A 22,649-nucleotide genomic window follows, 5' to 3' on the forward strand; every position below is an offset into this window, starting at 1 on the left:
CAGCAATGTGCTCACCGCGTGAATCGCCGGATTTGGGCACCAGGGCCGGCCTGGTGCCCAATTCCGGCTGCTGGCACCAAGATGCGGGCGGCCCCACCGCTGTGGATGGGGCCGCCCGCACCGACACGTCGGCTCGACGAAGAGAGCGGAGATCTACCGCTCGTCCATCTTGCTGGCGTAGCTGACGCAGGTCCAGGTCTGCGAGGTGCTCTCGTCGTTGACGTCCTTCTCGAGCATCTGCAGGTCCAGGATGGAGCCGATGGTGGGCTTGACGGTCTCAGCCATGGTGATCTCCTCGGTCTTGGGAAGGTCGTGGGCAGGACACGGAAACGGCCGGTCCTGCTGAGGGAGAAGCTAGCCGGTGAAAGTTCGGCAGTGGTCAACTGCCGGTATGGAAACGCTGTTTGCGTACAGATGTGTGAAGTGCGGCACCGAGTACAGCGTGGCGTGCGCCGTCACCTCGGCCTCCGGTGAGACGACCGCCCCGCGCTCGATCAGCGACTCCAGCTGACGCTGCGCGCGGACGGGGTCGCAGCCCAGGGCCGTCGCGGCCTCCGGCGCGGTGAACGCCCGCGCCAACGGCGCGGCCGCCAGCTGCAGCAGAGCGGACCGGGCCGGCTCGCCGAGCTGCCGCCACTCGTCGGCGACGCGTGAGCGCACGTCGTTGTCGCCGACCGCCAACTCGTCGAGCACGGACCGGGGATCGGCGAGCCGCGACGCGTACTCACCGAGCGTCAGATGCCGCAGCACGGCGAGCTTGAGGCCGGCCACCCTGACCGCCAGGGGTAACAGCCCGCAGGCCGTGACGATGCGCTCGGCGGCCGCGACGTCGCGGTTCGCCCGTTCCGGTCCGATGATCCGGCCCAGCAGTTCCAGGGCTTCGGCAGGGGAGTACGGCTGCACCTCGATCCGGTGCACCGAGGCGAGCCCGGCGAGTCGGCTCCGAGCGGTGACGAGCACCGCGCTCGGTCCGGAACCCGGCGTCAGCTGCCGGACGGCTGCCTCGTCGGGCGCGTCGTCGAGCACCAGCAGCACCTTCCGGTCCGCCAGCCAGGTCCGCCAGACTGCGGCGGCCTGCTCCGGACTGCCGGGCGTCGCCGCCAGGCCCGCGTACTGCAGCAGTTCCGCGGTCAGCGAGGCGAGCGAGCGGGGCGTCCCGTCGTCCGCGCGGAGCCGTACCCAGATCCGACCGTCGGGGAACTCACGCTCCAGTCGGTGCGCCACCCGCGCGGCGAGCGCGGTCTTTCCCACGCCTGCCGGTCCGACGACGACACTGACCGTATTGCCATCGGTGGCCCGCTCCGTCAGCTCCCGCAGCTGACTCTCGCGTCCGGTGAAGTCCCGGACGTCGGGCGGCAGTACCACCGGTGCGCGGCGCTGTCCGCCCGCACCGGCGGACGCCGGTCCGGTGAAGTAGCCGACCTCGTCGGCGAGGATCGAGCGGTACACGGACTCCAGCGCCGGGCTCGGCGAGAGGCCCAGCTCGCGCGAGAGGTGCTGGCGCAGTTCGTCGTACGCGGCCAGTGCCTCGGCCCGGCGCCCCGAACGGTGCAGGGCCGTCATGTGCGCGGCGCGCAGGCGTTCCCGAAGCGGGTGCGCCTCCACCAGGTCACCGGTGGCCTCGGCGACGTCGGCGACCTGACCCGCCGCCAGCGCGGCCTCGGCCCAGTCCTCGCTGACCGCCAGGTACCGGGCCGTGATGCGCTCCGCCGCCTCCCGGACCGGCTCCGAGCAGGCCAGCTCCATCAGCGGGGGACCGGTCCACAACTGCCTTGCCTGCCCCATGAGATGGGCGGCACGCGGGAAGTCGCCCGCCGAGGCCGCCGCACGGCCGGCGCGGACCAGCCGGTCGAACCGCAACGAGTCCAGCTCCGCCTCGGCGGGACGCAGCAGGTAGCCGCCGGACCTGCGGAGCAGCCGGCCCTCGGCCCCGGTGCCGGACTCGGCCAGCGTCCTGCGCAGTGCGGATACGTAAACCTGCAGGTTCTTGCGCGCGGTCCGCGGAGGTTCGTCGGACCACACCGCCATGGTCAGCATGTCGACCGAGACCACCGTGCCGGGACAGCACAGCAGCATGGCCAGGACCAGCCGTTGCTTGAGCGGCCCGAGTTCGAGCGGGCGTCCGTCGGCCTCGACGGACAGCGGGCCCAGGACGGAGAAGCGAAGGGTCCCCGGACAGTGTTCGGGATCCGACAGGTCAGTCACCGCAGTGCCTTTCGCTGTTCCGGGAGGAAGCCGATGGGCCATCGCTGGGAGCAACTCTGCCCAAGGCGGTGGCCCCTAGCATCGGGGGAATCCCTACACCCCGTGGTACCTCAGCCGGTGCCGACCGGGAGCAGGGCGTCCAGACGACCCTTGCCCTCCAAGGCGGTGTGCAGGGCGAGCAGGACCCCCGCCGAGCCGGTGGCGAGATCCGTCGAGAGCCGGGTCAGGCCGGCGCCGGGGAAGACCAGGCCGTCCTGCCTCCGCACCGCGTGCCAGGAGAGCCTGCGGATCGGTGCGAGCACCCGGTCGTCCTGATCGGGGTCGCCGAGCAGGCCCAGGACCGCGATGAGTCCGGCCCGCCCTCCGAACAGGCCCGGCTCGCGGACGAGTTCGGAGGTGCAGACCGCAGGGGCGCAGGCCGTAAACGCGCTCAGCGCGGGGTCGTCGGCGTGGGCCAGGTACTCCCGGGCCACCAGCGCGATTCCGGCGCTGCCCGTGTCGAGGTAGGGGAGGTGGCGGTGGCCGTACTTCGCCCAGACCGTGCCGTCGGGCAGGGTGACGCAGTGTCCGAGGTCCCAGTGCAAGGCGGTTCGGGCGGCCGTCAAGTACCGCTGCTCCCCGGTGATGCGGTGCAGCCGCAGCTGGAGCAGCGCCGCACCGCTCAGGCCCTCCAGCAGCCCGGCCGTGGCCGGCAGCCGCAGGCCGTCCCGGGCCCCCGTGCGCACCAGGGTGTCCAGTCGCTCCGCGGTGCGCACGGCTTCGTCGAGCAGGGTCGCGTCGCCGGTGCGGTGGGCGAAGTGGCAGAGGTTGAGTGCGACGCCGGCCTGTCCGCCGTGCAGGCCCGCGCGCAGCGGGTCGCCGACGGTCCGGGCCCGTGCGAGCACGTCCAGGGCCTCTTCGTGGCGGCCGAGTTCGTCGAGCACCGCGGCGGTGCCGTGCAGTCCGTCGTACAGTCCGTAGCCCTGCTGGGGGCGGGCGCGCAGAGCCGAGTCCGCCAGCCAGTCGACGTACTCCGTCGGGACCGCCGCGCCCGCCCGGTGCAGTGCCAGCAGCACGCCCGCCGCGCCGTGCGCGAGGGTGTGGCCGCCGGTGTCAAACACCGACCAGTGGGCCGGGAACAACCGGTCGGTGCGATCCGGGGTCGCCCGGGCGTGGATGCCCGCGACCAGCTGGTCGCGCACCGCGGGCCAGTCGAAGGGCATCCGGTCGAAGAGGTCCTCGGGCGCGCCGGTCGCGCCGAGGGCCGCCGCGGAGCCGCTGATCACCGGCCTGCGCGGGCCCTCGGTGGCGGGCAGCCGGAAGCGTTCCCGGGCCGTCGCCTCGAGGAGTGCGGCCTTGCCCGGATCGAGGTCGATCATCTCGGTCAGCATTGTCAGCATGAACAGCCAGGTCGCCCAGAGGCCGTACTGGTCGGCCTCGACCCCCGTCGCCCCGGCCGGGGCGGTGAAGCCGGCGGCGCCGACCCGTGCGAGGTCGCGTGCGTCGAGGTCAGTGGCGTACTCGAAGTCCACCAGTACCACCGAGTCGTCGGGGCGCACGATGATGTTGCGGGGGTGCACGTCCCGGAAGCAGACACCGCGGGCGTGGAATGCGTCCAGAGCCGCCGCCAGGCTGTCCGTCACGGTCGCCACCCAGCCCGCGTACGCGCGGAAGGCCGCTTCGGAGGTGTCCCGGCCGGGGAGCGGCATCCGGCCGATCACCGACTCCAGGAGCGTCGGCCCTTCGATGTACTCCTCGATCAGGAAGTGGTGCTCCCAGACGGTGCGCATCCCGTACAGGCGGGGTACGCAGTCCAGTCCCTGGAGAGTCATGAGTGCGCGGTACTCGTTGTGCAGCCGTTCCACCGCGTCGGCGCGGGCGCCGTCGAGGCCGCTGAACGGCCGTGCCTCGCGCAGGACGACCTGCTGTCCGGTGGTGCTGTGCTCGGCTCGGTAGATGCCGCCCGCGTTGGAGAAGTGCAGGGGCTCGCGGACCAGGTAGGGGAAGCTGTCGTCGCGAGCCTCCCGCCGGGCGGCGGCGTGCGGTTCCAGGACGGGCGGCAGCGGTACCCACTCGGGCAGGTGGAAGACCGGTGCCCGGACGTCGGGGACGAGTCTCCCGGACGGGTCGCGCAGCGCGGGCACGGGGATGCCGTTCTCGTCCGGACACTGCAGAGCGATGAACGCTCCGTAGCGCACGTGCACGGGTCCGCGGCCGATGCGCAGGTCACTGAGGATGTACGGGCCCGGCAGCCCGTCCAGAGCGGCGACCAGTTCACCCAGCACCTGCTCCAGTTCGGCCTCGCCCGCCGGATACACGGTGACGAACTTCCCGCTGCTGCCCCGCGGCATGTTCTTGTTCCCCATCAGCAGCAGTGCCTGACTGCTGCGCAGGAACTTGAACGGGACTCCCCGGGCCGTGCAGAGGGCGGCCGCGCGCTGCAGGGTCGCGTCGGCCGTGTGCGGTGTGGCGGAGAGGTGGATCTTCCAGCCCTGCTCGACGGACGGGGCGTGGTCCGGGGTCAGGTTGGCCCAGAGTCCCTTCACCGACCGGCGCCAGCCTGCCGGGACTTCTCCCGTCGCCAGTGCGAAGCAGGTGGCCTCATCAGCCAGCCGGCCGGGCGTCTCGAAGTACAGGGGGTCGGCGGTGCCGTAGACCAGCGCTTCGCGGGGGTCGGCCACGAGTCTCTCCTCGGTCAGGGGTTCACGGGTTCACGGGTTCACGGTGGGCCGGAGCCCGTTCGGTCGTGACCGGTGCGGGTTCGCTGCGGACGGACGGGGCCCACGACACCAGCGCGGCGCACACCAGGAACACCCCTCCCAGCACGAGGTACGCCGTGTCCGCTCCCCAGACGGTGAGCAGTGCACCGCCCGCAAGCGGGCCGAGCGGCTGGATCAGCGAGGAGACGAAGCCGGCGGCGCTCTGCACCCGCCCGACCAGGTGTTCCGGGGTGGCCACCAGGACGGAGGTCGCGAAGCCGACGCTCCCCATGGACGCGGTGGCGATGGTGAGGGAACACAACGCGCCTACATACAGAGGACTCTGACTGATCGGCAGCAGCAGAGCGGTCCCGGTACAGGCCCAACAGGTGGCAGCGATCATGGTTCCGGGGCGCAGCTCCGCCGGCACCTTCCCGGCCAGCAGCGATCCGGTCAGTGAGCCGACGGCGATGAGCGAGACGATGGTGCCGCCCCCGATCCCGGAACTGCCGCCGTGGGAGGCCGTGGCCAGCGCCACGAACATCATGGCGCTGAACGCCGCGTTCAGCCCCAGCCCGAAGACCAGCAGCACGGTGCGCAGGTACGGCCGGCCCAGGATGAAGCCGACGCCGGCCGCGAACTCCTTTCGGGAGAAGGCGGAACGCGTCCCCCGGTTCGGTGCCGAGCGGGTACGGACCAGGGTGAGGCAGCCGGTGGACAGCAGCAGGCCGACAGCCTCGGCGGCGAACGGGAGCGCCGGGTGCAGCGCGTAGAGGGCTCCTCCGCCGATCGGGCCGACCAGGCGGGTGGCGGCGCCCCTGGCCTGCAGGCGGGAGGTCGCGCGGCCGAGCAGTTCGGCGGGCACCATCGCGCGCAGCAGGCCGAGGGCGGCCGGCCCGTACACGGTGTTCATCACGGCCCCGACGGCCGCCACCGGCAGTACCAGGAGCATCGGGGTGCGGCCCAGGAAGACGCAGACCGCCAGTGTCCCGACGACGAGCGTGCTTCCCAGGTCGCAGATCCGCATCAGCCGCCGCCGCTCGACGGTGTCGGCCAGGGCGCCTCCGGGCAGCATGGCGATCAGCACGGCACCGATCGAGACACTGCCCACCGCCCCGGCCTCCACCGGGGAGCCGGTCCGGTGCAGGACCAGGAGGGGCAGCGCGATCGCGGACATCTGCGAACCCAGGGAGGCCAGCAGTCCGCTGATCCAGAGCAGCCGGAAGTCCCGGATGCCGCTCAGGCCCACTCCGTCCCGCGGACCCATGGCGGGCGGTTACTTCCTGGTGGACATGTCGAAGGAGCTGACGAAACTGATGCAGGACATCTCGGACTTGTCCATGTCCTTGCCGAGACCCTGCAGGTCCAGGACGGAGCCCTGGACCTCGGTCTCGGCGGTGACGGGCTCGATGTTCTCAGCCATGGTGATCCCCTTGCTTCGTGGCGGGAGTGGAGCGGACCGTGAGTACCGGTTCGGCAGGGGGACGCTAACCGGCGGGGGTTCGGCGGCGGTCAAGCGCCGGTATGGAAACGGCTTGGCCGCCCCGGTGGCTGCCCCGCCGGTGCCGGTCAGCCGGTGGGGAGCACCGCCAGCAGGTCGCCCTTGGCCTCGAAGACCGTGTGCAGGGCGAGCAGGATGCCGGCCGCGCCGGTGGCGAGGTCGGCGGAGAGGCGGCGCAGTCCGGCCCCGGGGAAGAACAGCCCCTGCTGGTCGGGGACCGCGTGCCAGGCGAGCCGGCGAACCGAGGTCAGCACCTGGTCCTCGGCGTCCGTTCCGCCGAGTCGGGCCAGCACGGCGATCTGCCCGGCCCGCCCGCCGAAGAGCCCGGGTTCGAGCGGGACGTCGTCCGCGCAGCAGCCGCGGACGGTCGCCAGGAAGGCGGAGAGCTCGGGATCGTCGCGGTGTTCCAGGTACTCCCGGGCCACCAGCGCCACCCCGCCGCCGCCGTCCAGGTAGGGCAGCCGGGGGCCGGCGCAGTGCTCCAGCTCCCAGGCCAGGGCGGCCCGGGCCGCCGTGAGCCGTCGCTGCTCCCCGGTGATCCGGTACAGCCTCAGCTGGAGCAGGGCCGAGCCGCTCAGGCCGTGGAGCAGTCCGGCGGCGGCGGGCAGCAGCAGCCGGGGACCGGGACCCTCGCCCAGCAGCGCCTCCAGCCGATCGGCGGCCTGCTCGGCCTCGGCGAGCAGACCGCCGTCGCCGGTGCGCAGGGCCAGACGGGCCAGGTTCAGCGCGACTCCGGCCTGTCCGCGGGCCAGCCCGGCGAAGGTCGGGCGGTCGGCCGAGCAGGTCCGGGCGAGCAGTTCGTCCCGCCCGCCCGGGCAGCCGAGCTCGTCCAGCACCGCTGCCGTCCCGTGCAGGCCCTGGTAGAGGCCCTGCGACTGCGCCGGGCCGGCCCGGCGGCCCGAGGCGAGCAGCCAGTCGGTGTACTCGGCCGGGACCGGGACGCCCGCCCGGTGCAGCGCCAGCAGGACGCCCGCCGCGCCGTGGTCGAGGGTGTGCCCGCCGGCGCCGAAGACGGCCCACTCGGCGGCGAAGAGCCGGTCCTCGCGCTCGGGGGTCGCGGTGGCGTGGATCCCGGCGACCAGCCGGTCCCTGACGGACGGCCAGTCGGACGCGCCGCCGACGAAGAGGTCCTCCGGCGGTCGCGGCGGCTCGGTCCCGCCGGGTGCCGGCGGCCGGCGCGGACCCGCTCCCGGCGGGAGCCGGAACCGCTCCCTGGCGGCGGCCTCCAACTGCTCGGCCTTGGCCGGGTCGTGGTCCACCATCGGGTTCAGCGGCAACAGCAGCCACAGCCAGGTCGCCCACAGGCCGTACTGGTCGGCCTGGAGGCCGGTGCCGCCCGGCGGCGCGGCGAAGCCGCCGGCCCCCACGCGTGGCAGGTCCTCCTCGGTGAGCGGGACGGCGTACTCGAAGTCCACCAGCGCCACCGTCCCGTCCGGGCGCAGCAGCACATTGCCCGGGTGCAGGTCGCGGAAGCACAGGCCACGGCTGTGGACCGAGTCCAGGGCCGCCGCCAGGCCGTCGACGATGGTCTGCACCCAGCGCGCGTAGGCGTCCAGGGCCTGTTCGGAGCAGTCCCGGCCGGGCTGCGGACCGCGCGCCCGTACCGCGTCGTCCAGCCGCTCGCCCTCCAGGTACTCCTCGATCAGGAAGTGGTGGTCCCTGACCGTGGCGATCCCGTACACCTCGGGGACGCAACCGAGGCCCTGCAGCCGGGCCAGCGTCCGGTACTCCCGGTGCAACCGCTCGATCGCCTCGGTGCCGTCCCGGTCCAGGCCGCTGTACGGTCTGGCCTCGCGCAGCACCACCACGGCCTCGGTGGTCCGGTGCCGGGCCAGGTAGACCCCGCCGGCGTTGCTGATGTGCAGGGTCCGCAGCACCTGGTAGGGGAAGTCGCCGTCCCTGGTCGTCTGCAGTCGGGCCTGGCGCGCGTCCAGGTGCGGCTGCAGCACCGGCGGCAGCGGTACCCAGTCGGGGAGCCGGAACGTGGAGCCACGGACGTCCGGCACCAGCTCGCCGGAGGGGGTGCTCATGGCGAGGACCGTGCTGCCGCCCGGGCCCGGGCAGGTCTTCCGGACGAAGGCCCCGTAGCGGACGTGGACCGGGCCCCGGCCGACCCGCAGGTCGCCGAGGATGTCCGGCCCGGGGAGGCCGTCCAGGGCCGCGACCAGCTCCGCAAGTACCTCGGTGAACTGCAGGTCGTCGGAGGGGTAGACGGTCACGAACTTCCCGCTGGCGGTGCGCGGCAGGTACTTCCGCGAGACCAGCCGCAGAGCGGTGGAGCTGCGGAGGAACTTGAACGGGACGCCCCGGGCGAGGCAGACCGCGGCAGCGGTGTCGAGGATGTGCTCAGCCAGCTCGGGGACCGCCGCGAGGTGGATCTTCCAGCCCTGTTCCGCCGTCTCCGCCGCCCCTGCCCGGTCCGGGCGCAGCACGGTCCAGAGCCCCTGCAGCGAGCGCCGCCAGCCGGCCGGGACCTCCGCGACGGTCAGCGGATAGCGGGTCGCCTCGTCCTGGAGCCGCTCCGACGGCTCGTAGTAGCGGGTGTCGGCGGCGCAGTAGAGCAGGGTCGGGCCGAGGTCCGGCACAGTGCTCCTCCTTCGGTTCGGTCGCGGTTCAGTTCTGCGAGCTGGCCGCCAGCTCGGGGACCTCGGCCGGATCGTCGCCGGACCGGACGGAGTTGACGGCGGTGCGCAGCCGGGGGCTCGCGCAGAGCGCGCCCAGTGGCAGCAGCAGCGGGGCGACCAGCACGATCGCGGCGGTGAGCCCGCCCTGACCGGCGATCAGGAAACCGGTGATGCCGGGCCCGGCCCAGGCGATGCTGCCGGCCAGCAGTGCCACCGCGGCCGAGATCCGGCCGAGCAGGTGGGCCGGTGCGTCCAGGCCGACCTGGAGCGACACCAGCGAGCCGATCGGCGGCAGGAAGAACACGATGACGCCCACGGCCGCCACGGTGAGCAGGGTGTGTCCCAGCCCCGTCAGCGGTGTCAGCACCAGCCACACGGCGCCGATCCCGCCGAGCACCGTCACCGGTCGGAACCGGCGCAGGATCCATCCGGTGCAGACGCCCCCGGCGATGCCGCCGCAGCCGGCCGCGGTCAGCACCCAGCCGGCCGACACCGGATGCCGCCCCAGGTCCGAGGCGCCGATGGCGGCGAGCAGTTCGACGGAACGACCGAGCAGGTTGAGGTAGGCGACGAAGGCCACCAGGAACAGCAGCGGGCGCTGCTTGAACACCCACTCGAAGCCGCGGGTGAGCTCGCCGGTGGTGTGCCGCAGCGCGCCGGCCCCGCCGCCTCCCGCGACCGACTCGGCGGGACGCGGGAGGTGCTGGTAGACGACGCGGGACAGCAGCAGCAGCGACAGCAGGTAGGAGGCGCTGTCCACCAGGAACGCGATCGGTGCGCCCAGGGTGAGCAGCAGGCCGCCCAACGGCGGGCCGACCGCGATGGCGATGTTGGTGCGGACGATGGTGCGGGTGATCGCCTGGCGCCGCTGCGCGACCGGCACCGCCTGGCGGATCACCCCGGTCTCCCCGGCGGAGAAGAGGGTGGAGACCACCGCCGTGGCCGCCGCGGCCGCCACCGCCACGATGGTGGTCAGCTGCCCTGTGGCCAGGGCGAGGGCGAGCAGCAGCGCGATCACGGCCCGTCCGGCGTCGCACAGCAGCAGCAGCGTCTTGCGGTTGACGGTGTCGGCGACGAGCCCGCTGGGCAGCTTGGCGATCAGCTGGGCGATCCCCACGGCGGTGGCGACCATGGCCGCGTCCACGGGCGACCGGGTGGCCGCCAGCACGGCGAGCGGCAGGGCGAGCGAGGTCATCTCGCTCGCCATGTCGGACAGCGCCTGGCTCACCCAGATCAGGGTGAAGCTCCTGCTGATCACGGCTGCCCCCGGCCCGGTCAGCTGTCGGAGCGGCGTACTGCGACGTACAGCCCCTTGGTGTGGACGTCCTCGTCGACCGAGTCGGCGAGGCTGCCGTTGCGCTCCAGCCCGTGCGCCGCCACCAGGTCGAGGCCGGCCGCGTCCAGGAACGCGGTGAACTCCTCGACCGTGTGGTGCCGCTGGAGGTGGTCGATGCTCTCGCGGGTCCAGGACTCCGGGTCCTCGGGGGACTGCCGGAAGGCGTTCATGACCAGCTTGAAGCGCTCCGGGTCGCCCTCCTCCGGCAGGAACCGGCCCTGGAGGGTGACATGCAGGCCCTCCGACTCGAAGACGTGCGGCTCGTGCATCAGCCGGTACCCGCGCCGGGTGTTGGCGTCGAAGACCAGGACGCCGCCCGGGTTCATCACCGAGCCGAGACTGGCCAGGGCCTCGGCCAGGTGCTCCGGGTCGGCCAGGTAGTTGGCGATGTCGCTCATGCACAGCACGACGTCGTACGGGCCGCCGTGCGGGAAGGGCAGCCGGATGTCGTGCACGTGGAAGTCGATCCCGGAGTCCGCGTGGGTGGACCGGGCGATCTCGATCATGGCCGGGCTGATGTCCGTCCCGGTGGGGTGGAAGCCGCGCTTGGCGAAGGCGATGGTGCTGCGTCCGGTGCCGCAGCCGGCGTCCAACAGCCGGTCGCCGGGCGGTCGGGCCTGCTTGATCAGCTGCTCCAGCAGGTCGCCGAAGACCGTGTAGTCGTCCTGCTGGGTGAGCGCGTCGTAGAACGGGGCGGTGGCGTCGTAGGCGACGGCCGCGTGGTCGGTGGAGAGCGTGGTCACGGGGACTCCTGTCGGGCGGTCGGTTGCAGCGGGGACGGGACGGATCAGCGGTTCAGCGGCAGGCTTCCTCGACGGCCTGGGCGGCCAGCGCCGCGCTCTTGGTCTGCCGCAGCGCCTCACCCAGCCGGCGGACCCGGGACCGGAGCACCGGGTCGGCCAGCGTCTCGCCGACCGGACCGGCCGGGTGCGCCAGGTCCGCGGCGGAGACGGGCAGTTCGGCGGCGACGCCGGCGCGCAGCGCGGCGGCGGCGATGACCCGCTGCTCGCCCCCGTTGGGGCGGAGCAGCAGCGGGCGGTCGTGCAGCAGCGCCCCGAGGACCGGGGCGCTGGTCCCGTTGGCGACGACCAGGTCGGCCCGGTCGAGCAGGGCGGACATCCACGGCAGACGGACCGTCAGCACGTCGGCCCCGGGGGCGGACCGGTGTTCCTCGGTGCGCCCGAGTTCGACCACGGCCCGGTGACCGGTGCCGGTGAAGGCCGCGTCGATCCACGGCCACAGGGTCGTGCCGCCGAAGGTCCGGCCCAGGTGCACATAGGCCAGCGGCCGGTCCGAGCGGGCGAGGAACTCCTCGGCCTGTTCCAGTCGCCCGGGGTCGGCCGGCGGCTCCCACCACAGCGGGCCGACGTGGCGTACCTGTTCGGGGAGCAGGGCTCCCTGCGGCTCCAGGTCGGGGTGGCCACGGAGCAGGAAGGCCTGGCCGAGCAGCGGGAGCATTCCGGCGGCCGGAGCGCGGGCGGGGAGGCCGACCTCCTGGCGGGCGGTGTCCAGCATTGCCAGGCTCTGTTCGAGCCGCCAGCCGCGATCGGCGTCGTCGGCTCCGTCGGCCCCGTCGGCCGTGTGCGGGGCGTCGAAGGTCCAGAGGTGGCAGGTCAGGCCGAGGACCACCACGGGGAGGTCCAGCGTCTCGGCGGCCAACAGGGCTCCCGGGCACAGGACCGAGGTGACCAGCACGTCGGGCCGTCGGGCCCGGGCGAGCTCCAGCACCGCCCGGTACTGCGCCGCGCTGCTCCGGAACCACCGGCTCACCTCGAAGGCGCCGGGCTCCGGCAGGGCGTCAACGTCGTGGACGTCCAGGCCGTCGGCCCGCGCGGCGGTCGCGGCACCGGCCGCGGAGAGCAGGGTGACCTCGTGGCCGCGCCGGTGCAGCTCCAGGGCCAGGGCCGTGGCCGGGTAGAGGTAGCCCGGGCTGGTCAACGGGCAGAGCAGCGCCCTCAACTCGCCGACTCCAGGGCCCGGCGGCGTTGGCGCAGCATTTCCAGCAGGCCCACCGAGAGCGCGTCGTCGAAGGCCTTCGAGGCCGCCTCGGTCGCCGTCTTCTTGGAGAACTCGCCGCAGCTGACCCAGCGCTCCTGCGGGTAGTCGCTGTAGCCGTCGTCGATGGTGCCGACCTCGTAGTCGGGCTTCCCGATGGTCTCCCAGCAGCTGTAGAGCGTTCCGTCGGCGTTGATGACGGCGCCGGAGACACCGTCCTGCTCCCCGCAGAAGCCGCACTCGCCGCCGCCGGGCCAGCCGACCTCGAAGCCGCTCTCCAGCGCGGCCGCGTACGCCCGCAGGATGGTCTCGACCTCGCCGCCGGAACGGTCCAGGACGTTGTCGAACATGCCCGCGTAGTTGAGCACCGGGGCGACGTCCAGACTGCAGCGGGTCGGGTCCAGTCGGCCGGACAGGTCGCGGATCAGGTCCTCCAGCCGCGGCAGGCCCTCGGACGTGGTGTTGAGACGCAGCGTGAGCCGCAGCGCGGTGGCCTCCTGGACGGCGGCCAGGTTGTCCAGGATGGCGTCGAAGGTGCCCCGGCCGGACCGGGTCGCGCGCAGTCCGTCGTGCAGTTCCCTGGGGCCGTCCAGGGTGATCTGCACGGAGCGCAGGCCGGCCGACTCCAGCCGCTTGGCCTTACGGGCCGTCAGCAGCACTCCGTTGGTCACCATCGAGGCCGTCACCGGGCCCAGCGCTCGCAGCCGGACCAGGAGTTCACGGCAGGCCCAGGGATTGAGCAGCGGCTCGCCGCCGAACAGCAGGACGAACAGCCGGGTGGCCCCGGCCTGCTCCATCCGCGGCCGGGTGAAGTCGACGATGCGGTCGATGGTGGGTCCGTCGAGCACCTGCTTGTCGATCCGGGGCGGGTCGAACCGCCCGGGCGCGGCCGCGTCGGTGTTCTGGAAGCAGTAGGGGCAGCCCAGGTTGCAGGCGGTGGAGGTGACCACGGTCAGGTTGTAGCGGTCCGTCGGCCCACGTTGCGCGATGTCCGCGCGCTCCAGCTCGCAGGCCCCCTCGGCGGTCAGCTGTCCGTCCTCGTAGAAGCGCTTCGGGAGGAGCAGGGTCCCGCCCGGGCCCATGTGCCAGACGCCGGACTTGCCTTCGATGATCTTCACGGTTGGCCTGTACTTCCTGTGACGGGGCGGATGGGAAGTCTCCGGGGGACGCGGGAACGCGGGGGCGCGGTCGGACCCGGAGCGGGTGAACGCCTCGGGGCCGACCGCGGACTGCGGGAGGCGAACGGCTAGGCCAGGTCCGAGACATAGAGGGGGCACCCGTAGGTGGGGGCCTCATGCAGCTCGGCGGTGTGGGCGAGGACGTCGTCGGAGTCGGCGAGGTCCTTGTCGAAGACGCCGCAGATCACCTCGGTGGCCTCGAACGCCTCGGCGCCGTGGGCGAGGACATCGTCCTTCTCGGTCGGGACAGACACGTGTTCCTCCAGCAGTTCGGGGACGAGCGGTCAGTCCAGGTCCTGGGTGTAGACGCTGCACACCAGGTCGGCGGACTCGTGGATCTCGGCGGTGTGGGCGAGGACGTCGTCGGAGTTGGCGAGGTCCTTGTCGAAGACGCCGCAGATGACCTCAGTGGCCTCGAACTTCTCGGACAGGTAGGACATGTGTTCCTCCAGTGGCAGGAGTCCGACCGGCTCGAACGTGTCGGTCAGGTCAGGGTGGGGTCGTAGATGGTGCACATACAGGTGGCGGCGGTCTCGTGCAGCTCCACGCCGTAGGCCGGCAGGTCGTCGGAGTTGTCGAGCTCCCTGTCGACGACGCCGCAGATGACCTCGGTGTCCTCGAACATGTCAGTCAGGACGGGCATGTGTTCCTCCAGCGGTGAGGGGGCGGGGCGGACGATCAGAACAGGTCCTTGGTGTAGAGGTCGCAGATGTACTCGGAGCCGGTGAACTTCTCCGAGCTGTGGGCGACGACCTCGTCCGAGTTGGCGAGGTCCTTGTCGAAGACGCCGCAGATGACCTCGGTGCCGGTGAACTTCTCGGAGCTGTGGGCGATGACGTCGTCGGAGTTGGCGAGGTCCTTGTCGAAGACGCCGCAGATGACCTCGGTGCCGGTGAACTTCTCGGCGGTGTGGGCGATGACGTCGTCGGAGTTGTTGAGCTCCTTGTCGAAGACGCCGCAGATGACCTGGTTGCCCTTGAACTTCTCGGACATGGGTTGCTCCAATGGTTGGGTTCGGACGTCCTGGAGAGACACCCTTCGCTGATACGGGAGCAGTCTCGACCGCCGGGGTTCGGTACCGGTCGACAAGTGCTTCGTAACCGGTAAATCCGCAGCCCAGGGCGGCTGTTGAGGCGGGACGGCACCCAGCGGCGGTGCGGCCGGGGATCGGCATACCGTTTCCATGCCGGCTGTGGACCGCTACCGAACTCCGCCGCCCTAGCGTCGCCGCACTCCGGTTGAATACGCGCGAGGACTCTGGATCATGCAGCGAACAAGCACAAGGCTCATCAACCGCGAATACGCCCGGCTGTGGTGCGGTCAGGCGGTTTCGACCGTCGGCAACTACGTCTTCGACACGACCCTGGTGCTGTGGATCGCCACGGTCCTCGCCAAGGACAAGGTATGGGCGCCGGCCGCAGTGAGCGGAGTCATGCTCTCCATGGGAGCAGCCGTGCTGCTGGTCGGCCCGGTCGCCGGTGTCTTCGTGGACCGCTGGGACCGGTACCGGACGATGCTGCGCTCGGAGGTGATCCGTGCGGTCCTCGTGGGCGCGCTGGCGATCGTCGCCTTCCTGCCGGTGAGCGCCCTGCCGGCCTACGGGTGGCTCGGCCTGGTGTACACGGTCGTCTTCGCGGTCGAGGCCACCGGCCAGTTCTTCGGTCCGGCCCGCTTCGCGATCCTCAGCGAGATCATCACCGGGGAGGTGGACCGGACCAGGGCGGCCGGCATCGGGCAGGCGACCATGGCGACCGCGGCGATCATCGGACCGCCGCTCGGGGCACCGCTGCTCTTCGTCTTCGGCCTGCAGTGGGCCCTGCTGATCAACGCCGCTTCGTATCTGTTCTCCTACCTGGTGATCCGCTCGATGCGCACGGATATCTCGGAACTGGCGCGGACGGAGCCGGCCGGGCCCGAACGCAGGAGCCTGGGGCGGGAGTTCGTCGAGGGTCTGCGCTTCTTCGCCGGGAACCGCATCCTCGTCGCCCTGCTGACCGTCGCCGTGATCGTCCAGTGCGGCACCGGTGCCATGAACGCGCTGGACGTCTTCTTCGTCACCGAGAACCTGCGCACCGCGCCGAACCTCTTCGGGTTCATGTCGACGGCCTTCGGGGTCGGTGCCATCGCCGGATCACTGTGGTCCGGACGTGTCGTCCAGCGGCTCGGCGCCCGTGCCACCATCTGGCTCGCGCTGCTCCTCACCGGGATGCTGTTCGTCGGCTACTCCCGGCAGACACACTTCTGGAGCGGTCTCGTCCTGCTCACGGCGTGCTCGATCCCGGTCGCCATGGTGAACACCGCGCTGGGTCCGCTGCTGCTGCAGGCCACACCGCAGGAGTACCTGGGACGGACGATGGCCGTCTTCAACCCGGTGAACCAGCTCGCCTCGACGTTCTCGGTCATCGCCGCCGGATGGCTGGCCAGCACGCTGCTCCAGGACTTCCACGCGGATCTCGGCGGACTGCACGTCGGACCGGTCGACACCGTCTTCTCCGTGTCCGGTCTGCTGATCGTGCTCGCGGCCGGATACGCGTTCCTCGCCCTGCCCCACGGGAGCGGTCGAACCGGGACCGGCGCCGAAGCGGAAGCCGAACCGGACCCGGTCTCCGTCTAGGGGGCTTATCGACAGAGGGCCTTCTGAGCGCCGGTGCGGATGTCACCATCCCCACCGACCCAGAAGGCCCTCACCCGTGTCAGGGTCGGTTGCGGAGCCTAGATCGAGGGCGGGATGTAGACGGCGCACCAGATGGAAGCGGCCTTGTGCAGCTCGGCGATGTCGGCGGGGGCGTCGTCGGAGTTGGCGGTGTCCTGGTGGAGGACGCCGCAGATGACCTCGGTGTCGAGGAGCTTCTCGGGCATGGATTACTCCCATGGGAGGAGGCGGACATGCTGGAACCGTGTCGTCCAGATCGGGAACAGTCTCGACGGCCCGGGTTCGGTACCGGTCGACAACCGGTTCGCAATCGGTAGATCGGCAGCATGTCCGCTGCGGACGCCTGCCGCTGACTCCCGACCGGGGGAGGGGCATACCACCCGCAAGCTTTCAGCAAACCGAAACCATACGCGGCCCCCCGACACTGGGGACGTCGCAGTCGCCGCTCAGCGGCACGATCACTGAACCACTGGGGGAGCCATGGAGCTGGCCGAGTTCATCGGATTGCGGCCCGTCCCCTGCGCCGGTCTCCTGCTCACCCTCACCCGCCGCTGCCCGCTCAGCTGCGCGCACTGCTCGACCTCGTCCACGATGGCCGGCGAGGAGCCCAACGCCGGTCAACTGCTGGAGTTCGTGGGCTCGTTCACCGCGGCGGAGCGGCCGGAGGTGGTGATGCTCACGGGCGGGGAGCCGCTGCTGCTGCCCGCCCTGGTGCAGCAAATCGCCACCCGGATCCGGGCGGCCGGCGCCCGCAGCGCGCTGCTGAGCGGGATGTTCTTCGCCAAGGGCGGCCCGGTACCGCCGCGGATCATGGCGGCGATCAGCTCGGTCGACCACTTCTCGGCGAGCCTGGACGCCTTCCACGAGCGGGAGGTGGAGCGCGCCGACGTCTTCCGGGCGGTTCGGCAGGTACTCGACTCGGGGACCGCGGTCAGCTTCCATCTCGCCGGCACCGGGCCGGACGACCCCTATCTCGCGGACCTGACCGCCGCGATCAGGCGGGAGTTCGCCGACCGGGTGCCGATGCTGGTCAACGAGGTCCGCCCGGTGGGCAGGGCGGCTGCCTGGGCCGCCGCCAGCACGCACCGCCCGGACGGAGGCGGCGTGCTCCCCTGCGCGATGGCGGCCTGGCCGGTGGTCGCCTTCGACGGCGCGGTGCTGGCCTGCTGCAACCAGCAGACCGTGGACCGCAGGCCGGCGCCCGCGCACCTGCTGCTGGGGCACATCGCCGAGGACGGCTGGGGGACCGTGCGCCGCCGCTCGCTGTCCTCGCCGGTGCTGCGGATGGTCCGCGCCGTCGGACCCGCGCATCTGTACGACCGGTATGCCGCGGCGCCCTGCGCCGGCGGATACTGCGCCGGATGCCGGAGCCTGTCCGAGCACCCCGAGGTGATCGCGGGAGCCGTGGGCCAGGGCTCCGGACCGGTCGGCGAGCTGCTGGACCGGGAGGCCGCACGGAGGCAGTCGGCAGCCGGTCCGGTCCAGCTGATGCAGCGTCACGGCGTGGCGCGGTACGCCGATCTGGTGGCGCTCTCCGGCGCCGGGGGGCATTGATGACCGCGCCGACCGCCTCCTCCGCGCCGACCGCCTCTCCCGCGCCGCCCGCCTCCGTCGCGCTGCGCATCAAGCTCGACCTGGCCGGACCGGCCATGCGCGCCGCCACCACCGCGCTGTGGCGGCCCAGCGGCCTGCGCTCGCGCTATGTCGAGTACCTGTACGCCATGCACGCGCTGATCCGGTCCTCGGTACCGCTGCTGGAGCGGGCCGCCCTGCGCTGCGCCGAACTGCCACCCGGTGACGGGCTGGCGCTGCCGCTGCGGCGGTACTTCGAGCAGCACGCCGCCGAGGAGCGCGGCCACGACGACTGGCTGCTCGCCGACCTGACGGCGGCCGGCGCCGATCCGGCCGCGGCGCTGAGCCGGCTGCCCGATCCGGTCGTCGCCGAGCTGGCCGGCGCACAGTACTACTGGGTCGAGCACCACCACCCGGTCACGCTGCTCGGCTACGTCCTGGTCCTCGAAGGCAACGCCCCGGCGCCCTGGTTGGCCGACCGGCTGGCCGACCGGACCGGTCTGCCCGGCCAGGCCTTCCGCACCCTGCGCGATCACGCCGAACTCGATACCGGGCACACCGCCGCCCTGGACGCCCTGCTCGACGCCCTCCCCCTGACGCCGGCCCAGGAAGCAGCGGTGGCCGTCAGCGCCCTGCGCACGGCCGACGGCGTCGCCCGCCTGTTCCACCAACTCGCCGCCCATCCCGGAGGTACCCGATGAACGACCACACCCCGCTCGCGCGCCTGGAGACAGCCGGCTTCGCCCTGGACGCGCTCAATGACGAACAACGGGGCGTCCTGAGCGCCCTCACCCCGCAGGAACTCACCGTCCTGATCGACCTCAAGGGTCAGCTCGACCGGGTCGGGCCCGAGGTGCAGGCGCACAGCGACATCGCCGGCGGCGCGCTCTTCTGAGCCGGAGCAGCACCCACCACGAGACGAAGGAACGAGGACGCCAGCCATGCCCTGCTCCTCCTGCCGACTCGCGCTGCCGCCGGACGCCCGCTTCTGCCCCTCCTGCGGAACACCGTGCGCACCGGCCCCGGCGGCCGCGGCGACGGAGGGCCGGAAGATGGTCACCGTGCTGTTCTGCGACCTGGTGGGCTCCACCGCACTGTCCGGCACCCTCGACCCGGAGACCCTGCGCACCGTCACCTTGCGCTACTTCGAATTGATGGGACGTCAGATCGAGGCGCACGGCGGCACCGTGGAGAAGTTCATCGGGGACGCGGTGATGGCCGTGTTCGGGGTGCCGACCGTGCACGAGGACGACGCCCGGCGCGCCCTCGCCGCAGCCCTGGACATGCTCGACGCCCTGGCCACCCTCAACGCCGAGCTGCAACTCACCCTGGGAGTCCGGCTGAACGTCCGGATCGGCGTCAACACCGGTCAGGTGGTGGCCGGTTCGGACGCGTCCGCCCGGCAGGCACTGGTCTCCGGCGAGACCGTCAACGTCGCCGCCCGACTGGAGCAGAACGCCGCCGCCGGCCAGATCCTGATCGGCCCCGACACCCTGCTGTCGGTGGGGGCCGCGGTGCGCGCCGAGCCGGTCGGACCGCTGCTGCTGAAGGGGAAGACCGACCCGGTGGCCGCGTACCGGCTGCTGGGTCTCGGCGAGGACGACCCGGAGCTGCTGCGCCGCTTCGACGTCCGCTTCGTCGGCCGGCGCCGCGAACTGGCCGCGCTGGACCAGGCCCTGGCGGAGGCCGGGCGGGGCAGGGGCGTCCAGCGGGTACTGGTCCACGGCGAGGCCGGCCAGGGCAAGACCCGGCTGCTCAGGGAGTGGCTGCAGCAGACCGCCCGGCCGGTCCTGCACGGCACCGGGCGCTGCCGGCCCTACGGCGAGCGGGGCAGCCTGCAGCCGCTGGCCGACGCGGTGACCGCGCTGCTCGCGGCCGGTGGTCCGGGTGACCCGCTCGGGCCCGGTGAGCAGCCGGACGTGACCGAGGCACTGCGGGTGCTGTCCGTCGGACTGCTGCTGGACGGCACCCCGAACCCCTCGGTGGAGGAGACCTGCGCGGCGCTGGTCCGGATCCTGGCCGTGCTGGCCGCCCGGCGTCCGGTGGTGCTGGTGGTCGACGACTTCCACTGGGCCGGACCGCTGCTGCTGGACCTGCTCGACCGGCTGGTCACCGAACTCGGCCGGACCGCCGTGCTGCTGGTGTGCCTGTCCCGTCCCGAGCCGTCGACCCCGCGGCGGGAGCAGCCGGGCACTCCGTCCAGGTCGCTGCTGCTGTCCGGCCTGTCGGACGACGACGCGTCACTGCTGGCCGCCGAGCTGGCCGACGTCAGCGCCCACCTGGAGTCCGGGCCGCTCCGGCTGCTGGAGCGGGCCGGAGGGAATCCGCTGCACCTGGAGCAGCTGCTGGCGGCCGCGGCCGGAGCGCCGGACGGACTGCCGCTGAGCCTCCAGGCCGTGCTCGGGGCACGGATCGACGCCCTCGAACCCGGCGAGCGCACGGCGCTGAACCTGGCCTCGGTCATCGGGCGGGAGTTCGTGCCCGGCGAACTGGCCGGACTCTGCGGCACGGATCCGGCACGGATGGCGGACGGCGTGCGCGACGCCCTGCTGCGGCTCAGCCGGAGCCGACTGGTGGAGCCGGACCGGCGCAGCCGCCCCGGCCAGGTCACGTTCCGCTTCAGCAGTGGCCTGGTCCAGGAGGTCACCTACGCCTGCATGTCCAAGCGGGCCCGGGCCGAGGGGCACGAGAAGGCTGCCGCCCTGCCCTCGGTCCGGGTCGCCGGGCCGGCGGCGGTGGGCGGCCACCTGGAGCGCGCCCACGGCTACCGCAGCGAACTCGGCATGCTCGATGCCGCGACCGAGGACCTGAGGGTCCGGGCGGCCGAAGCGCTGGGACGGGCGGGGGACCAGGCCCGCGCCCGGTCCGACCTGCCCTGGGCGGCCGACCTGCTGGCCCGCGCGGTGGCCCTGGGCCGGCCGGACGAGCCCGGGACGACGGCCGCCACCCGCAGGCTGGGCGAGGTCAGACTGGCCCTGGGCCGCACCGACGAGGGCCGTGCCCTGCTCCGGAGCGTGCTGGCCGGTTCTGCCGACCCGGCCGAGACCGCCCACGCCCGGCTGTCCCTGGCGATGGTGGACGCTGACGGGGAGTCCCCCGCGGACGCGGCGCAGGCCGCGTTGCCGGTCTTCGAGGCCGCCGGGGACCAGCTCGGGCAGGCCCGCGCGTGCCTGCGGCTCGCCCAGGCCCGCCAGGCACAGGGCCGCCACGGGGAGGCCGAGGGCTTGCTGACCCGGGCGCTGGCCCACGCGGTCCGCGCCGACGGCGAGCCGGAGCGGGCCGCGGCCCTCGGTGCGATGGGCATCTCGCTGTGGCGGGGACCGGAACCGGTGCCCTCCGCGGTCGCCCAGTGCCGGACCCTGCTGGCCGAGCAGGGGCGCGAACGGCGCACCGTCCGGGTGACCCTGAACTGCCCGCTCGCGGTCCTGCTCGCGCTGCACGGGGAACCGGACGCGGCCCGGGAGAGCCTGGCCGAGGCGGGCCGGTTGGCCGACGAACTGGGCTACGCGGAGGCCCAGGTGTTCCTCCCGCTCTTCGCGGCGGCGGTGGAGGTGCTCGCGGACCGCCCCGACCGGGCCCTGGACATGCTCGACGCCGCCCGGGTGGTCGCCCGCCGGCTGGGGGCGACCTCGCTGCTGGGCAACATCGCCCTGGAGTCCGCCAGGATCCTGGCGGACTCCGGCCGCTGGTCCGCCGCGGCGGAGGCCCTGGAGCAGGTCGGCTCGGGCCCGGGACGGCCGCGCGGGGACGCGGTCGAACACGACGGTCTGCAGGGCCGGATCGCAGCCGCCCGGGGCGATCGCGTCCCGGCCCTGGAGGCCGCCGGCCGCGCCGTGCGCGCCGCGGACCGCACCGACTCCCCGGTCCTGCGGGGTTCTGCCCTGCTCGACCGGGCCCACACCCACCTGCTGCTCGGTGACGCCGCGGAGGCGGCATCGGCAGCGGCCCTGGCCCGTTCGGCGTTCGCCGCCAAGGGCCACCGCCCCGGTATGCGATGGGTGGCCCGGCTGATCCGGGCCGCCTCCGAGGGAAGCGAGCGACGATGAGCACGGCCACGCCACAGACCGGCCTCACCTGGAGCCTGCGCGGCCGGAGCCCGGAGGACATCCCGGTGCTGCTCGACCACGCAGCGGTGCCCGGGGCCGGCGGCCGAGGGGTGCGGGTCTGCGTGGTGGACTCCGGCGTCGACCGGGACCACCCCGTGGTCGGGCGGGTGGACTCCTCCTGGGTGGTCGAGAAGGACGACGCCGGGATCCGGGTGGCGCCGACCGACACCGGCGACTCCTGCGGTCACGGCACGGCCTGCGCCGGCATCGTCCGGAGGGTCGCGCCGCACTGCGAGCTGCACAGCGTCCGGGTCCTCGGCGAACGCTTCTCCGGCACCGGCGAGGTGCTGCTCGAAGGGCTGCGCTGGGCGGTCCGGCAGCGCTACGACGTGGTGAACCTGAGCCTGTCCACCACGCGGATGCGCTTCGTCGAGGAGCTGCACGCACTGGCCGACGAGGCGTACTTCAACGGCACGGTGATCGTCGCCTCGGCCCACAACACCCCGGTGGAGAGCTTCCCCTGGCGGTTCGCGTCGGTGGTCTCGGTGGGCAGCCACCAGGAGGACGACCTCGACCTGCACCTCTACAACCCCAGCCCGCCGGTGGAGTTCTTCGCCCCCGGCCAGAACGTCGAGGTGGCCTGGCTGGGCGGCCGGACCATCCGCACCAGCGGAAACAGCTTCGCCACCCCCTTCATCGCCGGGCTCTGCGCCCGGATTCTCTCCGAGCGACCGCGGATGACGCCCTTTCAGCTGAAGAGCGCGCTCTACCTCTCCGCGGCCAACGTCCGCTCCCCGCGTCCCGCCGCCGGCCGACCGATGGCCGCGGGCCACGGTCCGCAGCACCAGTAGAGAGGTTGTC

At 72.8% G+C, this 22,649-nt stretch carries 21 protein-coding genes; 6 read left to right on the plus strand and 15 right to left on the minus strand.

The window, feature by feature from the left end; translation table 11 throughout:
• Nucleotides 1-153 precede the first annotated feature (153 nt).
• From ABUW04_RS17645 to ABUW04_RS17710, 14 genes are all read right to left on the minus strand, one after another.
• Nucleotides 154-285 (minus strand): hypothetical protein, encoded by a 132-nt coding sequence (locus ABUW04_RS17645; protein WP_269665014.1) that lies wholly within the window; start codon nucleotides 283-285, stop codon nucleotides 154-156.
• Between the two features lie 69 nt (nucleotides 286-354).
• Nucleotides 355-2,205: a BTAD domain-containing putative transcriptional regulator gene (locus ABUW04_RS17650; RefSeq protein ID WP_051725578.1), complete on the minus strand. Its 1,851-nt coding sequence runs from the start codon at nucleotides 2,203-2,205 to the stop codon at nucleotides 355-357.
• 110 nt (nucleotides 2,206-2,315) lie between these two features.
• Complete coding sequence (gene lanKC, locus ABUW04_RS17655) at nucleotides 2,316-4,865, minus strand: class III lanthionine synthetase LanKC (RefSeq protein WP_380565656.1); 2,550 nt, start codon at nucleotides 4,863-4,865, stop codon at nucleotides 2,316-2,318.
• A gap of 22 nt (nucleotides 4,866-4,887) precedes the next feature.
• Nucleotides 4,888-6,150 carry an MFS transporter gene (locus ABUW04_RS17660; RefSeq protein WP_051725577.1) on the minus strand — a complete coding sequence of 421 codons (1,263 nt, stop codon included), beginning with the start codon at nucleotides 6,148-6,150 and terminating at the stop codon, nucleotides 4,888-4,890.
• 9 nt (nucleotides 6,151-6,159) lie between these two features.
• The gene (locus ABUW04_RS17665; RefSeq protein ID WP_157623849.1) at nucleotides 6,160-6,306 is read right to left on the minus strand and encodes a hypothetical protein; all 147 of its coding nucleotides are present in this window, start codon (nucleotides 6,304-6,306) and stop codon (nucleotides 6,160-6,162) included.
• Nucleotides 6,307-6,452: 146 nt separating this feature from the next.
• Nucleotides 6,453-8,969, minus strand: coding sequence for a class III lanthionine synthetase LanKC (lanKC, locus tag ABUW04_RS17670; protein ID WP_380565657.1), 2,517 nt, complete (start codon nucleotides 8,967-8,969; stop codon nucleotides 6,453-6,455).
• 28 nt (nucleotides 8,970-8,997) lie between these two features.
• Nucleotides 8,998-10,266, minus strand: a complete 1,269-nt coding sequence (locus tag ABUW04_RS17675) for an MFS transporter (RefSeq protein WP_380565658.1) — start codon at nucleotides 10,264-10,266, stop codon at nucleotides 8,998-9,000.
• 17 nt (nucleotides 10,267-10,283) lie between these two features.
• On the minus strand, nucleotides 10,284-11,087 hold the full coding sequence (locus ABUW04_RS17680; RefSeq protein ID WP_380565659.1) for a class I SAM-dependent DNA methyltransferase: 804 nt from the start codon (nucleotides 11,085-11,087) through the stop codon (nucleotides 10,284-10,286).
• Nucleotides 11,088-11,139: 52 nt separating this feature from the next.
• The gene (locus ABUW04_RS17685; RefSeq protein WP_380565660.1) at nucleotides 11,140-12,303 is read right to left on the minus strand and encodes a glycosyltransferase; all 1,164 of its coding nucleotides are present in this window, start codon (nucleotides 12,301-12,303) and stop codon (nucleotides 11,140-11,142) included.
• Complete coding sequence (locus ABUW04_RS17690) at nucleotides 12,300-13,457, minus strand: radical SAM protein (RefSeq protein WP_380565661.1); 1,158 nt, start codon at nucleotides 13,455-13,457, stop codon at nucleotides 12,300-12,302. The genes ABUW04_RS17685 and ABUW04_RS17690 overlap by 4 nt, the downstream gene beginning before the upstream one ends.
• A 128-nt stretch (nucleotides 13,458-13,585) precedes the next feature.
• On the minus strand, nucleotides 13,586-13,771 hold the full coding sequence (locus ABUW04_RS17695) for a hypothetical protein (protein WP_380565662.1): 186 nt from the start codon (nucleotides 13,769-13,771) through the stop codon (nucleotides 13,586-13,588).
• Between the two features lie 30 nt (nucleotides 13,772-13,801).
• Nucleotides 13,802-13,957, minus strand: coding sequence for a hypothetical protein (locus ABUW04_RS17700; RefSeq protein ID WP_157623847.1), 156 nt, complete (start codon nucleotides 13,955-13,957; stop codon nucleotides 13,802-13,804).
• Nucleotides 13,958-14,001: 44 nt separating this feature from the next.
• Nucleotides 14,002-14,160: a hypothetical protein gene (locus tag ABUW04_RS17705; protein WP_157623846.1), complete on the minus strand. Its 159-nt coding sequence runs from the start codon at nucleotides 14,158-14,160 to the stop codon at nucleotides 14,002-14,004.
• Between the two features lie 35 nt (nucleotides 14,161-14,195).
• Complete coding sequence (locus tag ABUW04_RS17710; protein ID WP_030257062.1) at nucleotides 14,196-14,510, minus strand: hypothetical protein; 315 nt, start codon at nucleotides 14,508-14,510, stop codon at nucleotides 14,196-14,198.
• 271 nt (nucleotides 14,511-14,781) lie between these two features.
• On the opposite strand from ABUW04_RS17710, the gene ABUW04_RS17715 reads away from it, so the two are divergent.
• Nucleotides 14,782-16,131: an MFS transporter gene (locus ABUW04_RS17715; RefSeq protein WP_380565663.1), complete on the plus strand. Its 1,350-nt coding sequence runs from the start codon at nucleotides 14,782-14,784 to the stop codon at nucleotides 16,129-16,131.
• 98 nt (nucleotides 16,132-16,229) lie between these two features.
• Here the strand turns inward: ABUW04_RS17715 and ABUW04_RS17720 are convergent, their stop codons facing one another.
• Nucleotides 16,230-16,376, minus strand: coding sequence for a hypothetical protein (locus ABUW04_RS17720; protein WP_157623845.1), 147 nt, complete (start codon nucleotides 16,374-16,376; stop codon nucleotides 16,230-16,232).
• Between the two features lie 274 nt (nucleotides 16,377-16,650).
• Between ABUW04_RS17720 and ABUW04_RS17725 the strand changes: the two genes are divergently transcribed.
• The 5 genes from ABUW04_RS17725 to ABUW04_RS17745 are packed head-to-tail and all read left to right on the plus strand — an operon-like array spanning nucleotide 16,651 to nucleotide 22,639.
• On the plus strand, nucleotides 16,651-17,724 hold the full coding sequence (locus tag ABUW04_RS17725; RefSeq protein WP_380565664.1) for a radical SAM protein: 1,074 nt from the start codon (nucleotides 16,651-16,653) through the stop codon (nucleotides 17,722-17,724).
• The gene (locus ABUW04_RS17730; protein WP_380565665.1) at nucleotides 17,724-18,443 is read left to right on the plus strand and encodes an iron-containing redox enzyme family protein; all 720 of its coding nucleotides are present in this window, start codon (nucleotides 17,724-17,726) and stop codon (nucleotides 18,441-18,443) included. Before ABUW04_RS17725 ends, ABUW04_RS17730 begins: the two co-directional genes overlap by 1 nt.
• The gene (locus ABUW04_RS17735; RefSeq protein WP_030257053.1) at nucleotides 18,440-18,637 is read left to right on the plus strand and encodes an aroma-sacti cluster domain-containing protein; all 198 of its coding nucleotides are present in this window, start codon (nucleotides 18,440-18,442) and stop codon (nucleotides 18,635-18,637) included. Before ABUW04_RS17730 ends, ABUW04_RS17735 begins: the two co-directional genes overlap by 4 nt.
• Before the next feature lie 46 nt (nucleotides 18,638-18,683).
• Nucleotides 18,684-21,788 (plus strand): adenylate/guanylate cyclase domain-containing protein, encoded by a 3,105-nt coding sequence (locus ABUW04_RS17740; protein WP_380565666.1) that lies wholly within the window; start codon nucleotides 18,684-18,686, stop codon nucleotides 21,786-21,788.
• Nucleotides 21,785-22,639, plus strand: a complete 855-nt coding sequence (locus ABUW04_RS17745) for a S8 family peptidase (protein WP_380565667.1) — start codon at nucleotides 21,785-21,787, stop codon at nucleotides 22,637-22,639. Before ABUW04_RS17740 ends, ABUW04_RS17745 begins: the two co-directional genes overlap by 4 nt.
• Nucleotides 22,640-22,649: the final 10 nt, after the last annotated feature.

Source organism: Streptacidiphilus jeojiensis (assembly GCF_042510965.1).
GTDB lineage: Bacteria > Actinomycetota > Actinomycetes > Streptomycetales > Streptomycetaceae > Streptacidiphilus > Streptacidiphilus jeojiensis.